At 61.6% G+C, this 17950-nt stretch carries 14 protein-coding genes; 8 read left to right on the forward strand and 6 right to left on the reverse strand.

Annotated elements, in window-relative coordinates:
• Window positions 1–4: 4 nt before the first annotated feature.
• The 6 genes from ACKZ62_RS08125 to yegS all read left to right on the forward strand — a co-directional run bounded on the left by ACKZ62_RS08125 (window position 5) and on the right by yegS (window position 10387).
• Window positions 5–7756, forward strand: coding sequence for a hemagglutinin repeat-containing protein (locus tag ACKZ62_RS08125; protein WP_447096510.1), 7752 nt, complete (start codon window positions 5–7; stop codon window positions 7754–7756).
• Window positions 7757–7767: 11 nt separating this feature from the next.
• Window positions 7768–8079 carry a hypothetical protein gene (locus ACKZ62_RS08130; protein ID WP_032887929.1) on the forward strand — a complete coding sequence of 104 codons (312 nt, stop codon included), beginning with the start codon at window positions 7768–7770 and terminating at the stop codon, window positions 8077–8079.
• 59 nt (window positions 8080–8138) lie between these two features.
• On the forward strand, window positions 8139–8447 hold the full coding sequence (locus ACKZ62_RS08135) for a hypothetical protein (RefSeq protein ID WP_032887930.1): 309 nt from the start codon (window positions 8139–8141) through the stop codon (window positions 8445–8447).
• A gap of 24 nt (window positions 8448–8471) precedes the next feature.
• Window positions 8472–8798, forward strand: coding sequence for a hypothetical protein (locus ACKZ62_RS08140; RefSeq protein ID WP_032887932.1), 327 nt, complete (start codon window positions 8472–8474; stop codon window positions 8796–8798).
• Window positions 8799–8831: 33 nt separating this feature from the next.
• A complete protein-coding gene (locus ACKZ62_RS08145; protein WP_032887934.1) occupies window positions 8832–9377 on the forward strand; it encodes a hypothetical protein in 546 nt (181 codons plus the stop codon).
• Between the two features lie 92 nt (window positions 9378–9469).
• Window positions 9470–10387 carry a lipid kinase YegS gene (gene yegS / locus ACKZ62_RS08150; protein ID WP_447096511.1) on the forward strand — a complete coding sequence of 306 codons (918 nt, stop codon included), beginning with the start codon at window positions 9470–9472 and terminating at the stop codon, window positions 10385–10387.
• Here yegS and ACKZ62_RS08155 read toward each other — a convergent pair.
• From ACKZ62_RS08155 to ACKZ62_RS08165, 3 genes are all read right to left on the reverse strand, one after another.
• Window positions 10346–11005, reverse strand: coding sequence for a response regulator transcription factor (locus ACKZ62_RS08155; RefSeq protein ID WP_032887937.1), 660 nt, complete (start codon window positions 11003–11005; stop codon window positions 10346–10348). The genes yegS and ACKZ62_RS08155 overlap by 42 nt on opposite strands.
• Window positions 11002–11895 (reverse strand): sensor histidine kinase, encoded by an 894-nt coding sequence (locus tag ACKZ62_RS08160; RefSeq protein ID WP_447096944.1) that lies wholly within the window; start codon window positions 11893–11895, stop codon window positions 11002–11004. Before ACKZ62_RS08160 ends, ACKZ62_RS08155 begins: the two co-directional genes overlap by 4 nt.
• Window positions 11896–12250: 355 nt before the next feature.
• Window positions 12251–12700, reverse strand: a complete 450-nt coding sequence (locus ACKZ62_RS08165; RefSeq protein WP_177326444.1) for a hypothetical protein — start codon at window positions 12698–12700, stop codon at window positions 12251–12253.
• Between the two features lie 553 nt (window positions 12701–13253).
• On the opposite strand from ACKZ62_RS08165, the gene ACKZ62_RS08170 reads away from it, so the two are divergent.
• Together ACKZ62_RS08170 and ACKZ62_RS08175 are read left to right on the forward strand one after the other, a co-directional pair.
• Window positions 13254–14189, forward strand: coding sequence for a chemotaxis protein CheV (locus tag ACKZ62_RS08170; RefSeq protein ID WP_032887940.1), 936 nt, complete (start codon window positions 13254–13256; stop codon window positions 14187–14189).
• Between the two features lie 39 nt (window positions 14190–14228).
• Window positions 14229–15035 (forward strand): MOSC domain-containing protein, encoded by an 807-nt coding sequence (locus ACKZ62_RS08175; protein WP_032887942.1) that lies wholly within the window; start codon window positions 14229–14231, stop codon window positions 15033–15035.
• A 65-nt stretch (window positions 15036–15100) separates the two neighbouring features.
• Here the strand turns inward: ACKZ62_RS08175 and ppnP are convergent, their stop codons facing one another.
• From ppnP to ACKZ62_RS08190, 3 genes are all read right to left on the reverse strand, one after another.
• Window positions 15101–15385, reverse strand: coding sequence for a pyrimidine/purine nucleoside phosphorylase (gene ppnP, locus ACKZ62_RS08180; protein WP_032887944.1), 285 nt, complete (start codon window positions 15383–15385; stop codon window positions 15101–15103).
• A 64-nt stretch (window positions 15386–15449) separates the two neighbouring features.
• Window positions 15450–15992 carry a 3'-5' exonuclease gene (locus ACKZ62_RS08185; protein WP_032887946.1) on the reverse strand — a complete coding sequence of 181 codons (543 nt, stop codon included), beginning with the start codon at window positions 15990–15992 and terminating at the stop codon, window positions 15450–15452.
• A 73-nt stretch (window positions 15993–16065) separates the two neighbouring features.
• The gene (locus tag ACKZ62_RS08190) at window positions 16066–17949 is read right to left on the reverse strand and encodes an acetyl/propionyl/methylcrotonyl-CoA carboxylase subunit alpha (protein ID WP_447096512.1); all 1884 of its coding nucleotides are present in this window, start codon (window positions 17947–17949) and stop codon (window positions 16066–16068) included.
• Between the last annotated feature and the right edge of the window lies 1 nt (window position 17950).

Genomic DNA, 17950 nt, shown 5'->3' on the forward strand with positions numbered 1-17950 from the left:
TTGCATGAATAAGCATCTGTATCGAATTGTTTTCAACCAGGCTCGCGGCCTGCTGATGGTGGTGGCCGAAAACGTCAAGAGCGCGTGCAAGGCTCCCGGCACGACCGGCGCCGTAGCGCGCCCGGGTACGGCGGTTGCCACGCTGACGCCGCTGCGGTTTGCGCTGATGCTGGGCATGGGCTGGGTCGCGCTGGCGGCGCCGGTACAAGCGCAGGTGGTGGTCGATGGCTCCGCACCGGCGGGCCAGCGCCCGACCATCGGCGCCGCCGGCAACGGCACCACGGTGGTGGATATCGCCCGGCCAAGCGGCGCGGGCGTGTCGCGCAACACCTACACCCAGTTCGACGTGGACAAGCGCGGGGTGATCCTCAACAACGGCGTGACCAACAGCCAGACTCAACTGGGCGGGTGGATCGAAGGCAACCGCAACCTGGCCAACGGCAGCGCACGGGTGATTCTCAACGAGGTCAATTCGAGCAACCCTAGCCAGTTGCGCGGCTTTGTCGAAGTGGGGGGCTCCAAGGCGCAGGTGGTAATTGCCAACCCGTCGGGCATCACCTGTGAAGGCTGCGGGTTTATCAACGCCGACCGCGCGACCCTGACCACCGGGCGCGCGCAGTTCGAGAACGGCCTGATCAGCGGCTATGAAGTCTCGGGCGGCAAGATCAGCATCGGCGGCGAAGGCATGGACACCAGCCGCGCCGACTACACCGAAATCATCGCGCGCACGGTCGAGGTGAACGCGGGCATCTGGTCCAAAGACTTGACCATCAAGGCCGGCACCACCGGCGCGGCACCGACCGACACGCCAACCGTCGCCATCGACGTGGCGCAGTTGGGCGGCATGTACGCGGGCAAGATCACCTTGGTCGGCAATGGCGCAGGCGTGGGCGTGCGCAATGCCGGGCAGATCGGCTCCAGCGCTGGTGAAGTGGTGATCGGCACCGACGGCCGGATCGAAAACCACGGCCAGATCAGCAGCGCCACCGATTTGACCGCCCGCGCCGACAAGGGCATCGACAACGACGGCACGCTGTACGCCCAAGGCAACCTGGCCGTGCACACCGCTGGTGATATCGACAACCGTGGCATCGTGTCCGCCCAGGGCAATGCCGCGCTGACCGCCACCGGCGCCAATTCGGCGATTCGCAGCCACGCAGGTTCCGCATTGGCCGCGGGCGTGGACAGTACCGGCAAGCTCGGCAGCAGCGGTTCGCTGACGCTGACCTCGGCTGGCACCTTGACCGCCAAAGGCCAGAACCTCGCCGCGCAGACCCTCAAGGCCAGCGCCGCCCAGGTCGACCTGAGTGACAGCCAGACGTCCGCCCAGACCGTTGAGTTGACCAGCACCGCCGGCAATCTCGACTTGCGTCGCAGTCGCGTCACCGCCGGCCGCGCCCTCACGGCCGACGCTAACCAGAGCGTGCTCAGCGATGCTGCACAGGTAGGCGCTGCACAGATCAGCGTGACCGCGCTGGACCTGTCCAACGTCGGCGGCAAGTGGGTGCAGACCGGCAGCAACGGTATGCAGATGACCGTCGCGCGCAGCCTCGATAACAGTGGCGGTACGCTGTCCAGCGGTGGCACCCTCGTCGTCAGCGCTGACACCCTGAACAACGCGGATGGTCTGGTGCAGTCGGGTGGCCTTGGCGACTTGTCCGTCACCGCGCGCCAGCACCTGAACAATCAGAAGGGCAAGCTGGTCACCGCCGCGCAATTGACCCTCAACGGCGGCACCCTGGACAACAGCAGCGGGCAGATCACTGCCGGCGGCGCGCTGGGGATCAAGGCCGCGCAGTTGAACAACGCCAATGGCACCGTCGCGGCCACGCAAACCTTGACGGTCAAGGCCGACAGCCTGCAGAACCAGGGCGGTACCCTCGGTTCGGTGGCCGCCGACCTGATCCTCAACAGCGACACCAGCGTGCTCGACAACCGTGGCGGGCGTCTGGAGGCAGCCAAGGCGCTGACCCTCAATGCACTCGGCCTGAACAACCAAGGTGGGGTGATCACCGGCGCGCAACTGCTGCTCAATACCCAGGGCCAGCAACTCGACAACAGTGCAGGCACCGTCAACGCCAGCGACACGCTGAGCGTCGACAGCGGCGCGTTGATCAACGACGGCGGCATCATGCAGGCCAAGTCGGACCTGCGCGTGGATACCCACGGCCAACAGCTGAGCAACCGCAATTCCGGCGCCACCGGCGGCATCCTCGGCCAGCGCGACGTCACCGTGCGCGCCGGTCAAGTGTTCAACGACCAAGGCTTTATCGGCAGCGCGCGCACCCTGGACATCAACGCCCAGCAACTGAGCAACCAGGCGGGCCTGTTGCGCGCCGACGGGCATCTGTTGCTGACCGCCGCGAGCGTGGACAACAGCGCGACCCAGGGCGCGAACCAGGGCATCAAGGGCCAGAGCGTCGATCTCGACACCGATACGCTGACCAACCGCGCTGGCTCAATCGTGTCCGACACCACGCTGAACGTGAAGGGCAGCGGCAGCGTGGACAACGATGCGGGCATCCTCTCGGCGGGCAGCGTGCTGACCCTGGCCGATCGCAACCCGGCGCAGAAAAGCCTGGCCATCAACAACGGCGCGGGCACCCTGATTGGGGGCCAGTCCGTGTTGCTCGACAGTGCCAATTACAGCGGCGCCGGCAAGGTCCAAAGCCTCGGCGACCTGACCTTCCGGTTGACTCAAAACTTCATCAACAGCGGCCTGGTGCAGAGCAACGGCGACCTGTCGCTGCAGACTGGCGGCACGATGACCAACCAGGGGGCGGTGCAGTCCGGCGCGCTGGTGCGCGTGGATGCCGGCGCTATCGACAACGGTGTCAACGGCGTGATCAGTGGGCGGCGTGTGCAGGCCAACGCGGTCAACCAATTCGACAACCGTGGCGTGGTCGACGGCGAGACGACCCGCCTCAGTGCTGCGACCCTGAACAACCTCGGTACCGGGCGCCTCTACGGTGATCATTTGTCGATCACCGCCGGTACGCTCAACAACATCCTCGAAGGCGCAACGGCGGCGACCATCGCGGCACGCAACCGCCTGGATATCGGCGCTCAGGCGATCAACAACCGTGAGCACGGACTGATCTTCAGCGCCGGCGATACGGTGATCGGCGGCTTGCTTGACGCCAACGACCAGGCCAGCGGCCAGGCACAGGTGCTCAACAATGCGAGCGCCACCGTCGAAGCGCTGGGCCATCTGAGCGTCAACGCCAAGCAGATCAACAACACCAACGAACACTTCGCCACCGACCGCGTGCTGGTGTCCAACCAAGTGCTGCAGGAGTACCTGCTGTCGGGCTCGACCAACCGTTACACGCCGGACCAGATCTCGCTGTACAACGACGAGGTGCTGCACCTGGTCACGCCGGAAGGCTACGGCACGCGCTGGAACCGCTATGACTACACGCGCAGCGTCACCGAGACGCAAATTGTCAGTTCCGACCCTGCGCAGATGCTTGCCGGTGGCAACCTCACGTTGATCGTCGACCAGGTGCTCAACGACAAGAGCCGGATCATTGCCGGGCAGGCGCTCAACGGCAGCATCGGCCAAGTGATCAACACCGAAGTGACCGGCGAACGGGTCACGGCCGACAACGGCAGCGTGGCCAATTACTATCGCATCCAGCGCAAGGGCCGTGACCGCCAGGGTGTCGGCCTGACCGGTTATACGCCGGCGCCGCTGATCGAGCAGATCTCCCTTAAACCCACGGTGTACACCGAGTACGCGGCCATCAACGGCAGCGGCACCCAGGTTGGCGCGCTGGTTCTGGCCAACGTTACCGACAGCACTGCGGGTACCGGTGAGCTGGCGGGCGTAGGCCGCACCCACGCCGTGAGCCCGATCAGTGAAGTGAAGGCACTGACCCAACTGGACGCGGCAGGCGCGGTGGAGCAGATCCGCACGGGTGGTTTCAACCCCGACCTGCCCAACAGCAGCCTGTTCCAGACCAACCCGAACAGCACCGCCGGTTATCTGGTGGAGACCGACCCGCGCTTCGCTAACTACCGCAAGTGGTTGTCTTCGGACTACATGCTCGGGCGCCTGAACCTCGACCCGGCGGCCACGCAGCAGCGTCTCGGCGACGGCTTCTACGAACAGAAGCTGATCCGTGAGCAAATCGCGCAACTCACTGGCCGGCGCTTTCTCGACGGCTACGCCAGTGATGAGGAACAGTATCGCGGCATGATCGACAGCGCCGTGACCCTGGCGGATCAGTGGAAACTGATTCCTGGTGTCGCCCTGACCGCCGAACAAATGGCGCAGTTGACCAGCGACATCGTCTGGCTGGTGTCCAAGGACGTCACGCTGGCGAGCGGTGAAGTCCGTCAGGTGCTCGTGCCGCAAGTCTATGTGCGGGTTCGCGAAGGTGATCTGGATGGCTCCGGCGCACTGATGGCCGGGCGCACGTTGAACCTTGATGTGCGCGGTGATCTGGTGAACTCCGGCAGCCTGTCCGGGCGCGATGGCGTGAACATCAGCGTGCAGAACCTCGACAACCTCGGCGGCCGTATCCAGGGCAACGACGTGGCCCTGACCGCCAGCCAGGACATCAACAACATCGGCGGCCTGATCAGCGCCAACAGCCGTCTGGCCCTGAGCGCCGGCAACGACATCAATGTGCGCTCGGTCACCACCGACAGCGAGAGCGATCAGGGCACCCGCACTGGCTTGTCGCGGGTGGCGGGGTTGTACGTGTCGGCACCGGCGGCGAACCTGATTGCCACCGCCGGCAACGATATCAACCTGCAAGCCGCGCAAGTGAGCAACACCGGCGTCGGCGGCAAGACGTCGCTGGTGGCGGGCAACGACATCACCCTGACCACAGTGAAAGAGTCCTACACCCAGTCCAACCAGTGGGATGGCGACAACTGGCGCAAGGAAGCCGGACGCAATGAAGTCGGCAGTTCGGTGCAGGCCAACGGCGATGTTCGCGTGGGCGCCGGGCGTGACGTGCAGGTGCGCGGGGCGATGGTCAACAGCGACGCGGGGGCTGTTGCTGTGAGTGCGGTGCGCGACATCAATGTCGAGGCCGGCGAGCGCTTCAACAGCGCCGACGAAGCGCACAAGGTCAAGGGCAGCAACGGGATGTTTTCGAGCAAGACCACCACCACCCGCGACACGGTCAGCCAGACCACCGCACAGGCCTCGACCTTCAGTGGCGAGCAGGCGGTGATGCAGGCCGGCAACAACATCACGATTACGGGTAGCAACGTGGTTTCCACATCGGGCACGGTGCTGGCGGCGGGCAACGACATCAAGGTATTGGCAGCCACCGAGCAACTTGACGAAAAACACATGAAGGACGTGAAGACCAGCGGGATGTTCAGCGGCGGCGCCATTGCCGTCACCGTTGGTTCCAAGCAACAGACCAACAAAGACAGCAGTCAGCAGACTACGGCGGCCGCGAGCAACATTGGCGCAACCGACGGCAACGTGCTGATCAGCGCCGGCGGCGAATACCGTCAGGTGGGCAGCAATGTGAACGCGCCCAATGGCGATGTGTCGATCGACGCGTCCGAGGTCAATATCCTCGAAGCGCGCAACCTCAGTGCGCAGCAGCAGGAGCAGCGCTTCAAGCAGACCGGCGTGAGCCTGACCCTGACCAACCCGATCGTGAGTGCGGTACAGACCGGCCAGCGCATGAACAAAGCCGCTGAACGTACCGATGACAAACGTATGAAAACTTTGGCGGCGCTGAGTACTGCGTGGGCCGCCAGCGATGCGCACACTCAGGTCATGGCCGACCCGGCGGCGGCGGGCGGTATCAACTTGAGCATTGCCCTGGGCATGAACAAGAGCGAGAGCAAAAGCGAGCAGACCAGCAACACCGCAGCCGCTTCGACGGTCGCGGCGGGTGGGGATGTGACGATCGTGTCCTCGGGCGGCACGCGCAACAACAACCTGACCGTGCAGGGCAGTGAGATCACGGCGGGCAACAATGCGTTGTTGAAAGCTGACGGCAACATCCTGCTGGCGGGTGCGCAGAACACCATCGAGCAACACAGCACCAACAAAAGCGTCAACGGCAGCCTTGGCATCGGCATCTCGTTTGGTAGCGAGAAAAACGGTCTGAGCTTCAACGCGTCCGCCTCTCAGAGCCGTGGCAATGCCGATGGCAATGACTTGGTGTGGAGCAATACCCACGTGACTGCCGGCAAAGAGGTCAGTCTGATTTCCGGTAAGGACACCACCCTGCGTGGTGCGGTGGTGTCGGGTGAGACGGTCAAGGCCGATATCGGCGGCGACCTGAATGTCGAGAGCCTGCAGGACACCAGCACCTTCGCGTCCGAGCAGAAGAGCATGAGCGCTGGGATCAGCATCTGTATCCCGCCGGTCTGTGCCGGTGCGGCGACCGCTAGCTTCAGCTCCACCAACGCCAAGCAGAAGTCCAACTTTGCCAGCGTGATCGAACAATCGGGCATACGTGCCGGCGACGGTGGTTTCGACATCAACGTGCGCGGCAATACCGACCTCAAGGGTGGCGTGATCGCCAGTTCCGACAAGGCCATTGCCGACGGCAAAAACAGCCTGACCACCGGCACGCTGACGGTGTCCGACATCCACAACGTGTCCGAAGCCAGCGCCAAAACTTCAGGCGTCGACCTGAGTTCGGACATGCTCGACGGCAAACTGGGCACGGCCAAGGCGCTGCTCGCCAACAGCATCAACAACGGCTCGGACTCTGACTCCGCCGACAGCGACACCCGCAGCGCGATCAGCGCCGGCACCTTGGTGATCACCAATGCCGAGCGCCAGCGTGTGGTTGGCGGCATGACGGTTGACCAGACAATTGCCAACCTGAACCGCAACACCGAGGCCGCCCATGTCGCCGTGGGACGGTTGGATGTGGCGGAAATGGGGCGCAAGGTAGCGGCTGAGCAGGAGATCAAGCGTGAGTTCTATCATCAGGTCTCGCTGCTGGCGGATGAGGCGTATCGCAAGATCTTTATCGAGAAGGCGCGGGTGTATGAGGTCTCGAAGGACAAGGAGGGCAAAGTTCAACGTCGCGAACTGAGCGACGAAGAGAAAATGAACCTCAAGAAAGGGCCGGACGGCAAAGTGCATATCGCCAACAACGGCATTTTCAATGATGCCGACGCTGCGGCCAAATACGCCGAGCAGCACAGTTCGGCTGATAGCGGGCCGCAATACTTGATCCACTTCGAGCAAGCCAACAACTTCACTTCCGAGCTGATGATCGCTGCTTATCAGAAGAATCTGGAGAATGATTTCTGGGGGTTGTCCAATGCAACGGTGCAAACCAAAGACTACATGACGCAGTTCGGCCAGAGCGGGTTGCACATCGATGGTCACAGCCGGGGCACGTTGACCACTGGCAGCGCCATGGAGTCGCTGGCCCGTGATCCGGCCAACGTGGGCATTCTCGGCAAAACGTCGATGAACTTCTTCGGTGCTGCCTACAGCGTGCAGAAGGCCGACTCGTTGTTAGGGGTCTTACAGAGTCGTTCAGGGGTGAGCTCCGAATCACAGCGCGAGGCGATGGAGCTGCGCTACCAGAATCACAATCTCGATCCGGTTGCGCGCTTGCCGCTCGTAGGGTTCAACCCCGCTACGGGCGGTACGGTCCCGGACGGCAGCGTGCGTGTATGGGAATGGCTGAAAGTGCTTGGCGGCGATAAGACAGTGCACAACTGCTACGGCAATGGAGGGCCCGCCTGCAAGCCCTTCTGGAAAGATTCAACCGATGGCGTTCCACACTTTAAGCGCGCCGGAGAATAAGGAAGAACGTTATGTTGAGAAGTACGTTGCTGTTGACTATTGGCGCTGTGTTACTGACCGGCTGCACGGGGAGGGGCTTTCAACCGCCGCCGCCGGAATTCACCAATTGGAAAAAAAGTGGGGTCTCCCAAGAAGGCGTCAAGAGTGCGATGAGAGCTTGCGGGTATATCAACCTGACAGGCACGGGGGACACAACGCCTATTGACCAGGTACTCACACAGTTTTATTGCATGAAAGACTCGGGTTTCAAGCGCACAGATAACATTGACCTGTGCAAAGAAGGCCGCATTGGTGAATCACCGGTGTGCGAAGGCCGCCGTTAATCGATCACTGAAAGGTCGCAGGGAATGAACGATTTACGCAAACCTTAAGGAACACCCCTATGTCCAGGAGCGGGCTGCTGTTGAGTGTTTGCGCTGTACTGCTGGTCGGCTGCACAGGCAGGGGTTTTCAGCCGCCGCCGCCTGATTTTGTCTATTGGCAAAAGAGTGGGGTCTCTGTAGAGGGCGTCAAGAGCAGTATGCTCGCGTGCGGGTACGAGAATGTGGCGGGCACGGGCGGAGGTTCAATCGATGAGCGGCTTAGGAGCTTCTACTGCATGAAAGATGCGGGCTTCACACGCAAAGATAACTTGGACATGTGCAAGCTTGGCCGTATCGGCGAATCACCGGTGTGCGAAGGCCGTCGGTAACCCATCCCTAAAAGGAAGCAAGGAATGAACGATTTACGCAATGGACTGTACGGCGTCGCGCTGGCATTGGCGGCGACAGGGTTGGGCGGTTGCGCCTCGTCGATGACGGTCACCGGCGAGCCAGGGGTGAGGATGGGCCAGAGCTATGCACAGGTGCTCGCGGTGGTCAGCCGCAACAACGCCGTGACCAAGCAGGTCGATGGCGAAGGCTTCCGGGCGGAGGGTTACTCGTCGATGTTCAAGGACTGCCGCATCAAGTACTTCATCTTTCAGGGCGCCGATGGCTTGCAGCAGGTGAAGTACGAGCCCGCACCGCAGTTGTCGGTCAGCCAGAATTGCCGTCAGCCGTAAACAGCCCTTTATTCCTTTGCGAGTTGACTGCTGATGAGCGTTTTACGTGGGGTTCCCGTGGCGTTGCTGGTGCTGCTGACAGGCTGCGGCCAAGTGGCGAATATCCGTTCCTTGTCCACCGGCTACGTCGCACCAACGTCTGGCGAGACTGCCCGTGTGCGGTTGATCACCGATGGTCTGGTGCGCGCGGTGCCGGGGCGTGATTGCCTGGACTGGAATGTACCGGGCGCTGGGGTGATGGCGTCGACGAAAGCGGGCTTCCCCGATCACAACGGCGAGAGCCTGGGCATGCCTGGGCCGATTTACTCGTGGGCGGCTGCCGTATCGTCGGAGTTGGTGGTGCCGGCGAACACCCCGATCGCGTTTCATTACTTGGGGAAACTGCAGTATTCCCGGCAATGCTCCAGCACCATGACCTTTGTGCCTCGGCCGGGGATGGACTACATGGTGCAGGCGTCCATCTATGCGAGCTGTTCGTTCCAGCTGCACGAGCTGCCGCCGGGCGGTAAGCAATGGGTCGAGGTGGAGCCTGCGCCCAAGGGCAAGGTGTCGATGTGCAACGCGATGGATAATTTCTAGCGAGCCAATTATTTTTCGACCTTAATGACTTTTTCCTACTCCTCAAAGGTCAACATCCTTCAAGCACCATTGACTCCAGGAGTACGCCCCCCATGACCACCCCCAAGGCACTGTTGATCCTTCACGGCAAGCAAGCCCTCAACGAGGACGTACGTGCGGCCGTGCTGGCCCGGCGCGAGTCGGGTTTGGAGCTGGCGGTGCGGGTGACGTGGGAGGGCGGTGACGCTCAACGGCTGGTCAAGGAGGCGCTGGACGGCGGTTACACCCACATCATTGCCGGCGGCGGCGACGGCACGTTGCGCGACGTGGCCGAAGCCATGGCCCAGGCCAAGAGCGACGCCAGCCTAGTGCTGATGCCGCTGGGCACCGCCAATGATTTTGCCAAGGCTGCCGGCGTGCCGTTGGAGCCTGCCCAGGCCCTGGCATTGCTGGATGTGCTCCCTAGGGCAATCGACCTCGGCCAGGTCGGCGGGCAGATTTTCCTGAACATGGCCACTGGCGGCTTTGGTAGCCAGGTCACGGCCAATACCTCCGAAGATTTGAAGAAAGTCCTCGGCGGCGCTGCTTATCTGTTTACCGGCCTGACGCGCTTCAGCGAGTTGAAGGCCGCCTACGGTGAGCTGGAAGGACCGGACTTTCACTGGAAGGGCGAGTTGCTGGCGCTGGGTATCGGCAACGGCCGCCAGGCGGGCGGTGGGCACATACTGTGCCCCGGCGCATTGGCCGATGATGGTTTGCTCGACGTCAGCATTCTGCCGGCGCCTCAGGAAGTGGTCGGCACGCTGCTCAATCTGGTGAGCGACGGTGGGATCGACAACATGTTCGTACGGGCGCGCCTGCCGTGGGTCGATATCAAGGTGGCGCAGGGCTTGTACATCAACCTCGATGGCGAGCCGCTGGAAGGTGACGACCTGCACTTCGAGGCGTTGCCCAAGGCGCTTCGCGTGCATTTGCCGGTGGATTCGCCCCTAGTCGTCCAGGCTGATGATCTGCTCGCGCACAGCGAATAACACCAGGCCTGCCACATCAAATATCTGCAGGCGCTTCATGATTTGCGAACGGTGGGCTTCTACGGTCTTGATGCTCAGGCCCAGGCCGTGGGCGATCTCACGGGTGGATTTGCCGCGCACGATCAGGCGCAGGATCTCCAGTTGGCGTGCCGTGAGGTTATGGCTTTGACCGGCGGGCGTGATCGGCCCCTGGCTGCGCACCAGCGCCTGGTTGATCACGGTGTGGGCGATCGCCGGGCTCAGGTAGCGCTCGTTGTTGCGCAAGGCTTGCAGCGCGTGTTCCAGCTCATTGGCGGTAGTGTCCTTGAGCAGGTAGCCATGGGCACCGGCTTGCAGCGCGCGCATGATCAACTCCGGGTCGGTGTGCATCGACAGGATCAGCACCTTGCTCTTGGGGTGCGCACTCTTGAGTTGCTTTAAAGCGTCGAGGCCGCCGGTGTGCTTCATCGACAGGTCCAGCAGCACAATGTCCGGCAGCAAGCGATTGAACTGCTCCAGCAACTGGGCGCCATCGCTGGCTTCGCCCGTCACCGTGTAGCCGGGAATATCCTGGATCAGCGCACGCACGCCTGCCCTGATCAGGGCATGATCGTCCACCAGAAGCAATGTGCAGGTCACTCGATAACCTTAGGGGCGCTGGCCCGTTCGAGGGAGCGGGGCGCCCAGGGGAAGAGCGCTTCGATGCGCGTCCCGTTACCTGGATGACTGCTCACGGACAATGTGCCGCCAAGCTGATCAACCCGCTCGGACATGCCCGCCATGCCCCGCTGGCCTTCCAGGCTGGGATTGATGGCGGGCAAAAAACCCTGGCCGTCATCACAAATGCTCAGCGACAGGCCTTCGGGTAGACGTTGCAGGCGCACCAGCAGGTTGTGTGCCTGGGCGTGGCGCAGCATGTTGGTGACGGCTTCCTGGGTGATGCGAAAGGCCGCCACGGCCATTTCTTCCGGGATGCCGGTTAGCCGTTGCTGGCATTCCAGGCTCCAGTGCACCGGGGTGTTTTCCAGGGTCTTGAGCAGGTGCGCGCGCAGGCTGGCTTCGAGGCCCAGGCTGGCGAGCTGTCGGGGGTTGAGGATGGCAGAGACGTCGCGCACCTTGGCCAGGGTCTCGTTCAAGGTATTGCACAAGACGTTGCACTGGGTTTGCAGCTCATCCGGCATACGGCGCTTGAGCCATTCGCTTTGCAGCTTGGCGGCGGTCAGCAGTTGCCCGATGTCGTCATGCAGCTCGCGACTGAGGCGGTGGCGTTCGTTTTCCTGCACTTGCAGCAGGCGATCGGCCAATTCCTGGGGCTGGAACTTGATGGATTTGCGCGAGTACCACTGTTGCAGGCCTACCACTAATAAGGTGGCCAGGTTGAGCAGCAGTACCATCAGCGGCAGCGTTGCGGAATGGGCGTAGGCCCACAGGCTCAGCAGCAGCGAGCCAAGGCATAGCGTGAGGATCAAACGGCGTGCATTGCTGCGGGACGCGGACCTTGCGATGAATGTCTTGAGGCTGGCATGCATAGCGGATGGAGCCAATAAAGGTTCGCTGCGGGAAGACCGGTCGATACTGACCGGGCGCTGTTTGAGATACGTTAATGAATCGTTTTCAAAGTTAATAAATTCAATCACTTTGAGGGGGTGATAGTACCACTACTCTTACCTTCGGTCGCCAGGCGCCTGTCTGGCGGGATTATCTAAGCGCGCAAATATTCAGGGACGATAGTCCCAAAGTTAATGAAGGGGGGGATGTATTACTTCAACAGGAATGTAGGGGTTATGGCTAATTGATATCTACGCGCGCGCCATTCAGTTTCAATGGGTTGGTTAAACCTGTCGTTTTTAGAAAACTGCGCGTTATTTACGACCTCATAACCGCTCAGGACGAGGGGTGTAAACGCTGCTGCGGTTTATATCTGAAATCCTTTTGTGGGATTTGCAGTGTGACCGTAGCAATCAATGAGGTTTGTTCCGATTCATCCAGTGCCAATAGCCCTGTCTTTGCATCGATAAGCTCCAGTTGCCAGGCCAGCAGTCTCAGGCAATCTTCCAGGGCGCTCAGGGCCTGATCATGCAACTGCAACGGGTTTTCGGCGTTGGCGATCACGTATTGGATATGCCGCGAAAATTCGCTGATCGCCTGCAGGGCCAGGCAATCGGCTTTTTCGGCGAGCTTGATCAGGCTGGCTTTCATGCAGTCGATGGCGTCGCTGTCGTTGCGAATCAGATGCAGGTGACTCAGGCACTCTTCCGACTTGGCCAGCAGGTTTTCAGCCTCGTGCAGGAATTCGGGAAGTGCAAGTTGCCACTCGTTACCGTCGTTCATCATGCAAGTCTCCACAACATAAGGTGGGGTGATGAGAGGTCGCATTGGGTGAGTGGCGTAAAACTACTGCTGAAAGATAACTGGAGTCTGTAGGTTGCTTCTGAGCGTTCAGTAGGACGTTTATTTGAATGATGGCGACGGCTGCGCGCGGCCCTCGTGAGCGGGCTCAATTGCACACCTTCAGTTGCCGCGACGTGAGTGTCTGGTAGACCCGTGGAACGAGGGCTTGGGATGGCAAACAAAGCCTGACTCCATTCATGCAATGAGAATGGCGTCACATTAATGACTATTAGATAAAGCGAATATCAGGTTGGGCCTGATTGCTTATAGGGGAATCCCTTACATGGCGGAACTTTACATCGCTTTGAATGTCCGGCAACGCCGATGTACCGCTGTCTGGAGAGGTTCATGCAGTAGAGCATGATGTCAGTGTGACATCAATGAATTTACGTGGCATTTTAGCAGGGGGTCAAGGTCTGGCTTTCGCCGCCGATAACAGCAGTAATGAATTGCACAATCCCTTCGCGCATCTAGCTGCGCACACCAGGAGCTTTTGATGGCCGGCATTCTCGACACAGTAGACCAACGCACGCAACTGGTGGGTGAGAATCGCCTGGAGATCCTCATGTTTCGCCTGGCCGGGCGGCAACTGTTCGCAATCAACGTTTTCAAGGTGCAGGAAGTCCTGCAACTGCCCAAGCTGACCCTGATGCCTCAGCGTCACCCGTTCGTGTGCGGCGTGGTCAACCTGCGTGGCCAGACCTTGCCGGTGATCGACCTGTCCCAGGCCATCGGCATGCGCCCACTGGTACCGGGCCCGAACAGCACCATCATCGTCACCGAGTACAACCGCTCGGTACAGGCGTTCCTGGTGGGTGGTGTGGACCGTATCGTCAACATGAACTGGGAATCCATCCTGCCGCCGCCGACCAGCGCCGGGCGTCAGCACTACCTGACCGCCATCAGCAAGGTCGATGACCAATTGGTGGAGATCATCGACGTGGAAAAAGTCCTCGCCGAGATCGTGCCCTATAACGCCAAAGTTTCCCGTGAAAAACTTGAAGATCCGGTGTTGGAACGTGCCCGTGGTCGCGAAGTGCTGCTGGTGGACGACTCCAACGTCGCCCTGTCGCAACTGCGCGACACCTTGGGTCAACTGGGTGTGAAGATGCACATCGCCAGCGACGGCCTCAAGGCACTGAACATGCTCAAGGCCTGGGCCGACGCCGGCCACGTAATGACCGACAAGCTCCTGATGATCTTCACCGACGCCGAAATGCCCGAGATGGACGGCTACCGCCTCACCACCGAAATTCGCAACGATCCACGCCTGCGCAAGCTCTACGTGGTGCTGCACACTTCGCTGTCGGGCAGCTTCAACGACTCGATGGTGAAGAAGGTTGGGTGCGACAACTTCCTGTCCAAATTCCAGCCCGACAAACTGGTGGATGTGGTGCGCCAGCGACTGATGCTGGACGAAGCCACCGCTTGACCTTAGGGTTGCATCTTTGCCCCTCAGGAATGTAGGCCCATGCTTCGTCTCAGCGCGTTGTACCGTTACCCCTTGAAGTCCGGCAAGGCCGAAACCTTGCAGCACATCGGCCTGGATAAACTCGGGTTGAATGGGGATCGACGCTGGATGCTGGTGGACGAGGCCAGCGGGCGTTTCCTCACGCAGCGGGCGGTGGCGAAGATGAGCCAACTCTCTGCGCTGTGGAACCGCACGGGCGGCCTGACCTTGAGTTCGCCTGGCTACGCGCCGCTGGACGTGGCGCTGCCCGGCAGCGACGCCGAGTTGCGCGGCGTGACCATCTGGCGCGACACCTTGCGCGTGCCGGACGCCGGTGATGAAGCTGCCGCCTGGGTCAGCGACTTTATCGGCAAGCCGACACGGCTGGTGCAGATGCCCTTGGACCGCGCCCGCACCACCCAGGCCGGTTTCGGGCGTGATGATGATCAAGTGGCGTTTGCCGATGGTTATCCGTTGCTGCTGATCGGGCAAGCGTCGCTCGACGACCTCTCGCAAAAAATCGGCCGCCCCATGGAGATGCTCCGCTTTCGCCCGAACCTCGTGATCGAGGGCGGCGAAGCTTTCGCGGAAGATGGCTGGAAGCGTCTGCGCATTGGTGATGTGGAGTTTCGCGCCGTGAAACCCTGCTCACGTTGCATTCTCACCACTATCGACCCGCAAACCGGTGAACGCAGCGCCGACCGTGAACCGTTTGTCACGTTGGAGGCTTATCGCAAAACGGAGGACGGCGCGATGTTCGGCCAGAACCTGGTCAACGATGGTAATGGTCGCCTGGAAGTGGGCATGCCAGTGACCATTCTCGAATAGCCTTCGGCGCCCATAAAAAATGCCCGTCTCCCACGAGACGGGCATTTTTTTGACCGGGCGAATGCTTAGCCGCGGTACTCGCACAGGTAAGCAGTATCCACGGCGACCTTCAGTTGGAACTTGCTGTTGGCCGGTACGTGGAACTGGCTGCCGGCGGCGAAGGTTTCCCACTCGCTGGCGTCAGGCAGTTTAACGGTCAGGGCGCCGGAGACTACGTGCATGATTTCACGCTGGGCGGTGCCGAATTCGTATTCACCCGGGGCCATCACGCCGATGGTCGCCGGACCTTCTGCGGTGCCGAAAGCGATCGACTTGACGGTGCCGTCGAAGTACTCGTTGACTTTGAACATGGGCGAATCCTCGGAAAAAGGGTCTGGAAAGGTCGGCCAGTATGCCCAAGGGCAGGGGAGCTGCCTAGACCGGTAAAATCAGCGGCAACAGGCGTGCGGTATTGCGTGCATCTTCCAGCGCCCGATGTTGCTGGCCATGGAACTGCATTCCCGCCAATTGAAGGGCGCCATTGAGGCCCAAGGGCTTGTCCAGGCGCCGGGCCTTGGCGAAGCGCTGCTTGAGGTTCACGTGGGGTGTCTTGGCGAGAGCACTCACCAGGCTGTTGCGCTGCCATTCGAGCTCAAGCTGCGCACGGTCATAGTCACCCCAACTCGCCCAGCCTTCCAGGCGCGGTTGATGCTGGCCCAGCCAGCGTTCGAACAGCGGCCACACCTCGGTGATGGGCGCGGCGGTGTCGATATTGGCCTGGGTGATATGGGTCAGCTGGCGGCAAAAGGGCGTCAGCAATGGGCGCCGCAATGGCCGCACAAAGCGCTGGAAGTGGTCCAGTTCGCGGCCCTGGCGGTTAACCAAGCTCGCGCCGATCTCGATGACTTCCATCTCCGTCACGGGCCAGCCGCCTTCATCCGTTGTGGCTTCAAGGTCAATAATCAGCCAATGAGGCATTGTGCAGGTTCCCGTACTCGTCCCTTCCTGATGGGGATAGAGCGTAGCCCGGCCCTGTAGTTCCGCCTAGGGACTATTCGATCTCCAGCAATACCTGCCGATTACGCACCTGATCGCCTGCCATTACCTGCACGGCCTTGATCACACCGTCGATGCCCGCCGTGAGCGGGTGCTCCATTTTCATGGCTTCAAGCACCAGCAGCAGTTGGCCTTTGCCGACACGCTCACCTGCACGGACCCGCACATCGACAATGGCGCCATCCATCGGCGCCTTGACCGTGCCGCTGCTGGCGTCGGCCTGGCGGCTGGCGACCTGTTGGGTGCGGTTGGTCACCGTCAGGCCAGGTAGCCGTAACTGGTCGCCGTCGAGGTGGTAAGCGATACGGCGCCGGATCCCGTTGAGCACGCGCGTGGCGTAGCGGCCGTCGGTGCTGAGTTGCAGGTCGTCAACGGTGACCGTTTGAAGGTCGCCGTTGACCTCCAGGCGGTATGTCCAGGGGATGCTTGCGTTATTGCGCCATCCCGCCAGACCCTGGGCGTGCTGGTCAGCGCTGTGGTGATAAAACAGCGCGGCGGCCAGGGCAAGCTGTTCTGTTGACGCGGCGGGCGGCGGGATTTCGCGAAAGTGCTCGGCGATAAACCCGGTGCTGAAATGGCCGTCGATAAAGTCCGGTTGCTTGAGCAGGTCGGCCAGCAGTTGCTGGTTGGTATTGACGCCCAGCAGCACGGTGTCTTCCACGGCGCGCAGCAGCTTGCGCCGCGCCTCTTCGCGGGTGGCGCCGTGGGCGATGATCTTGGCTTGCATGGCGTCATAGAACGGGCTGATTGTTTGGCCTTCGCTGACGCCATGGTCAATACGTACGCCTGCGGCCGGCTCCCAGCGCAGCACCTCACCGGTTTGCGGGAGGAAACCTTGGGCCGGGTCTTCGGCGTACAGGCGCACTTCCATGGCATGGCCGCTCAGGGTCACCTCTTTTTGGCTCAATGGCAGTGGGTGGCCGGCGGCGACCAGCAGTTGCCAGGCCACCAAGTCCAGGCCGGTGATCAACTCGGTGACCGGGTGCTCCACTTGCAGGCGCGTGTTCATTTCCAGGAAGTAGAACTGACCGTTGCGGTCGAGCAGAAATTCCACGGTGCCGGCGCCGACGTAATTCACCGCGCGCCCGGCCTTTAGCGCCGCCTCGCCCATGGCCTGGCGCAGTTCCGGGGTCATGACAGGGCAGGGCGCTTCTTCGACGATTTTTTGGTGGCGACGCTGGATCGAGCAGTCGCGTTCGCCGAGGTAGATCAGGTTGCCGTGGCTGTCGCCGAACAGTTGGATTTCGACGTGACGCGGGTCGATCAGTGCCTGTTCGAGGATCAGTTCGTCACTGCCGAAGGCGTTCTGCGCTTCGGAGCGGGCGGTGCGCAATTGCTCCAGCAAGTGCTCGGGTTTGTGCACCAGGCGCATGCCTCGGCCACCGCCGCCGGCGCTGGCCTTGATCATCAACGGGTAGCCGATGCGGTCGGCCTGGTGTTGCAGGGTGGTGTCGTCCTGGGCGCTGCCCTGGTAGCCGGCGATGCAAGGCACTTCGGCTTCCAGCATGGCGAGTTTTGACCGGCGCTTGCTGCCCATCAGTTCGATGGCCTCGACGCTGGGGCCGATGAAGATCAGGCCGGCGTCTTGGCACGCGCGGGCGAAACCGGGGTTTTCCGAGAGGAAGCCGTAGCCGGGGTGTATGGCGTCGGCGCCGGTTTTTTCGGCGGCCTCAAGGATGGCCGGGATGTTGAGGTAGGACTGTTGTACCGGGGCGGGGCCGATGCGCACGGCTTCGTCGGCCATCTGCACGTGCAGGGCCTGGGCGTCGGCATCGCTGTAGACGGCGACGGTGCGGTAGCCCAATGCCTGGGCCGTGCGTTGGATGCGGCAGGCGATTTCACCGCGGTTGGCGATCAGGATCTTGTTGAACTGCGGCATG

Source organism: Pseudomonas sivasensis (assembly GCF_052938085.1).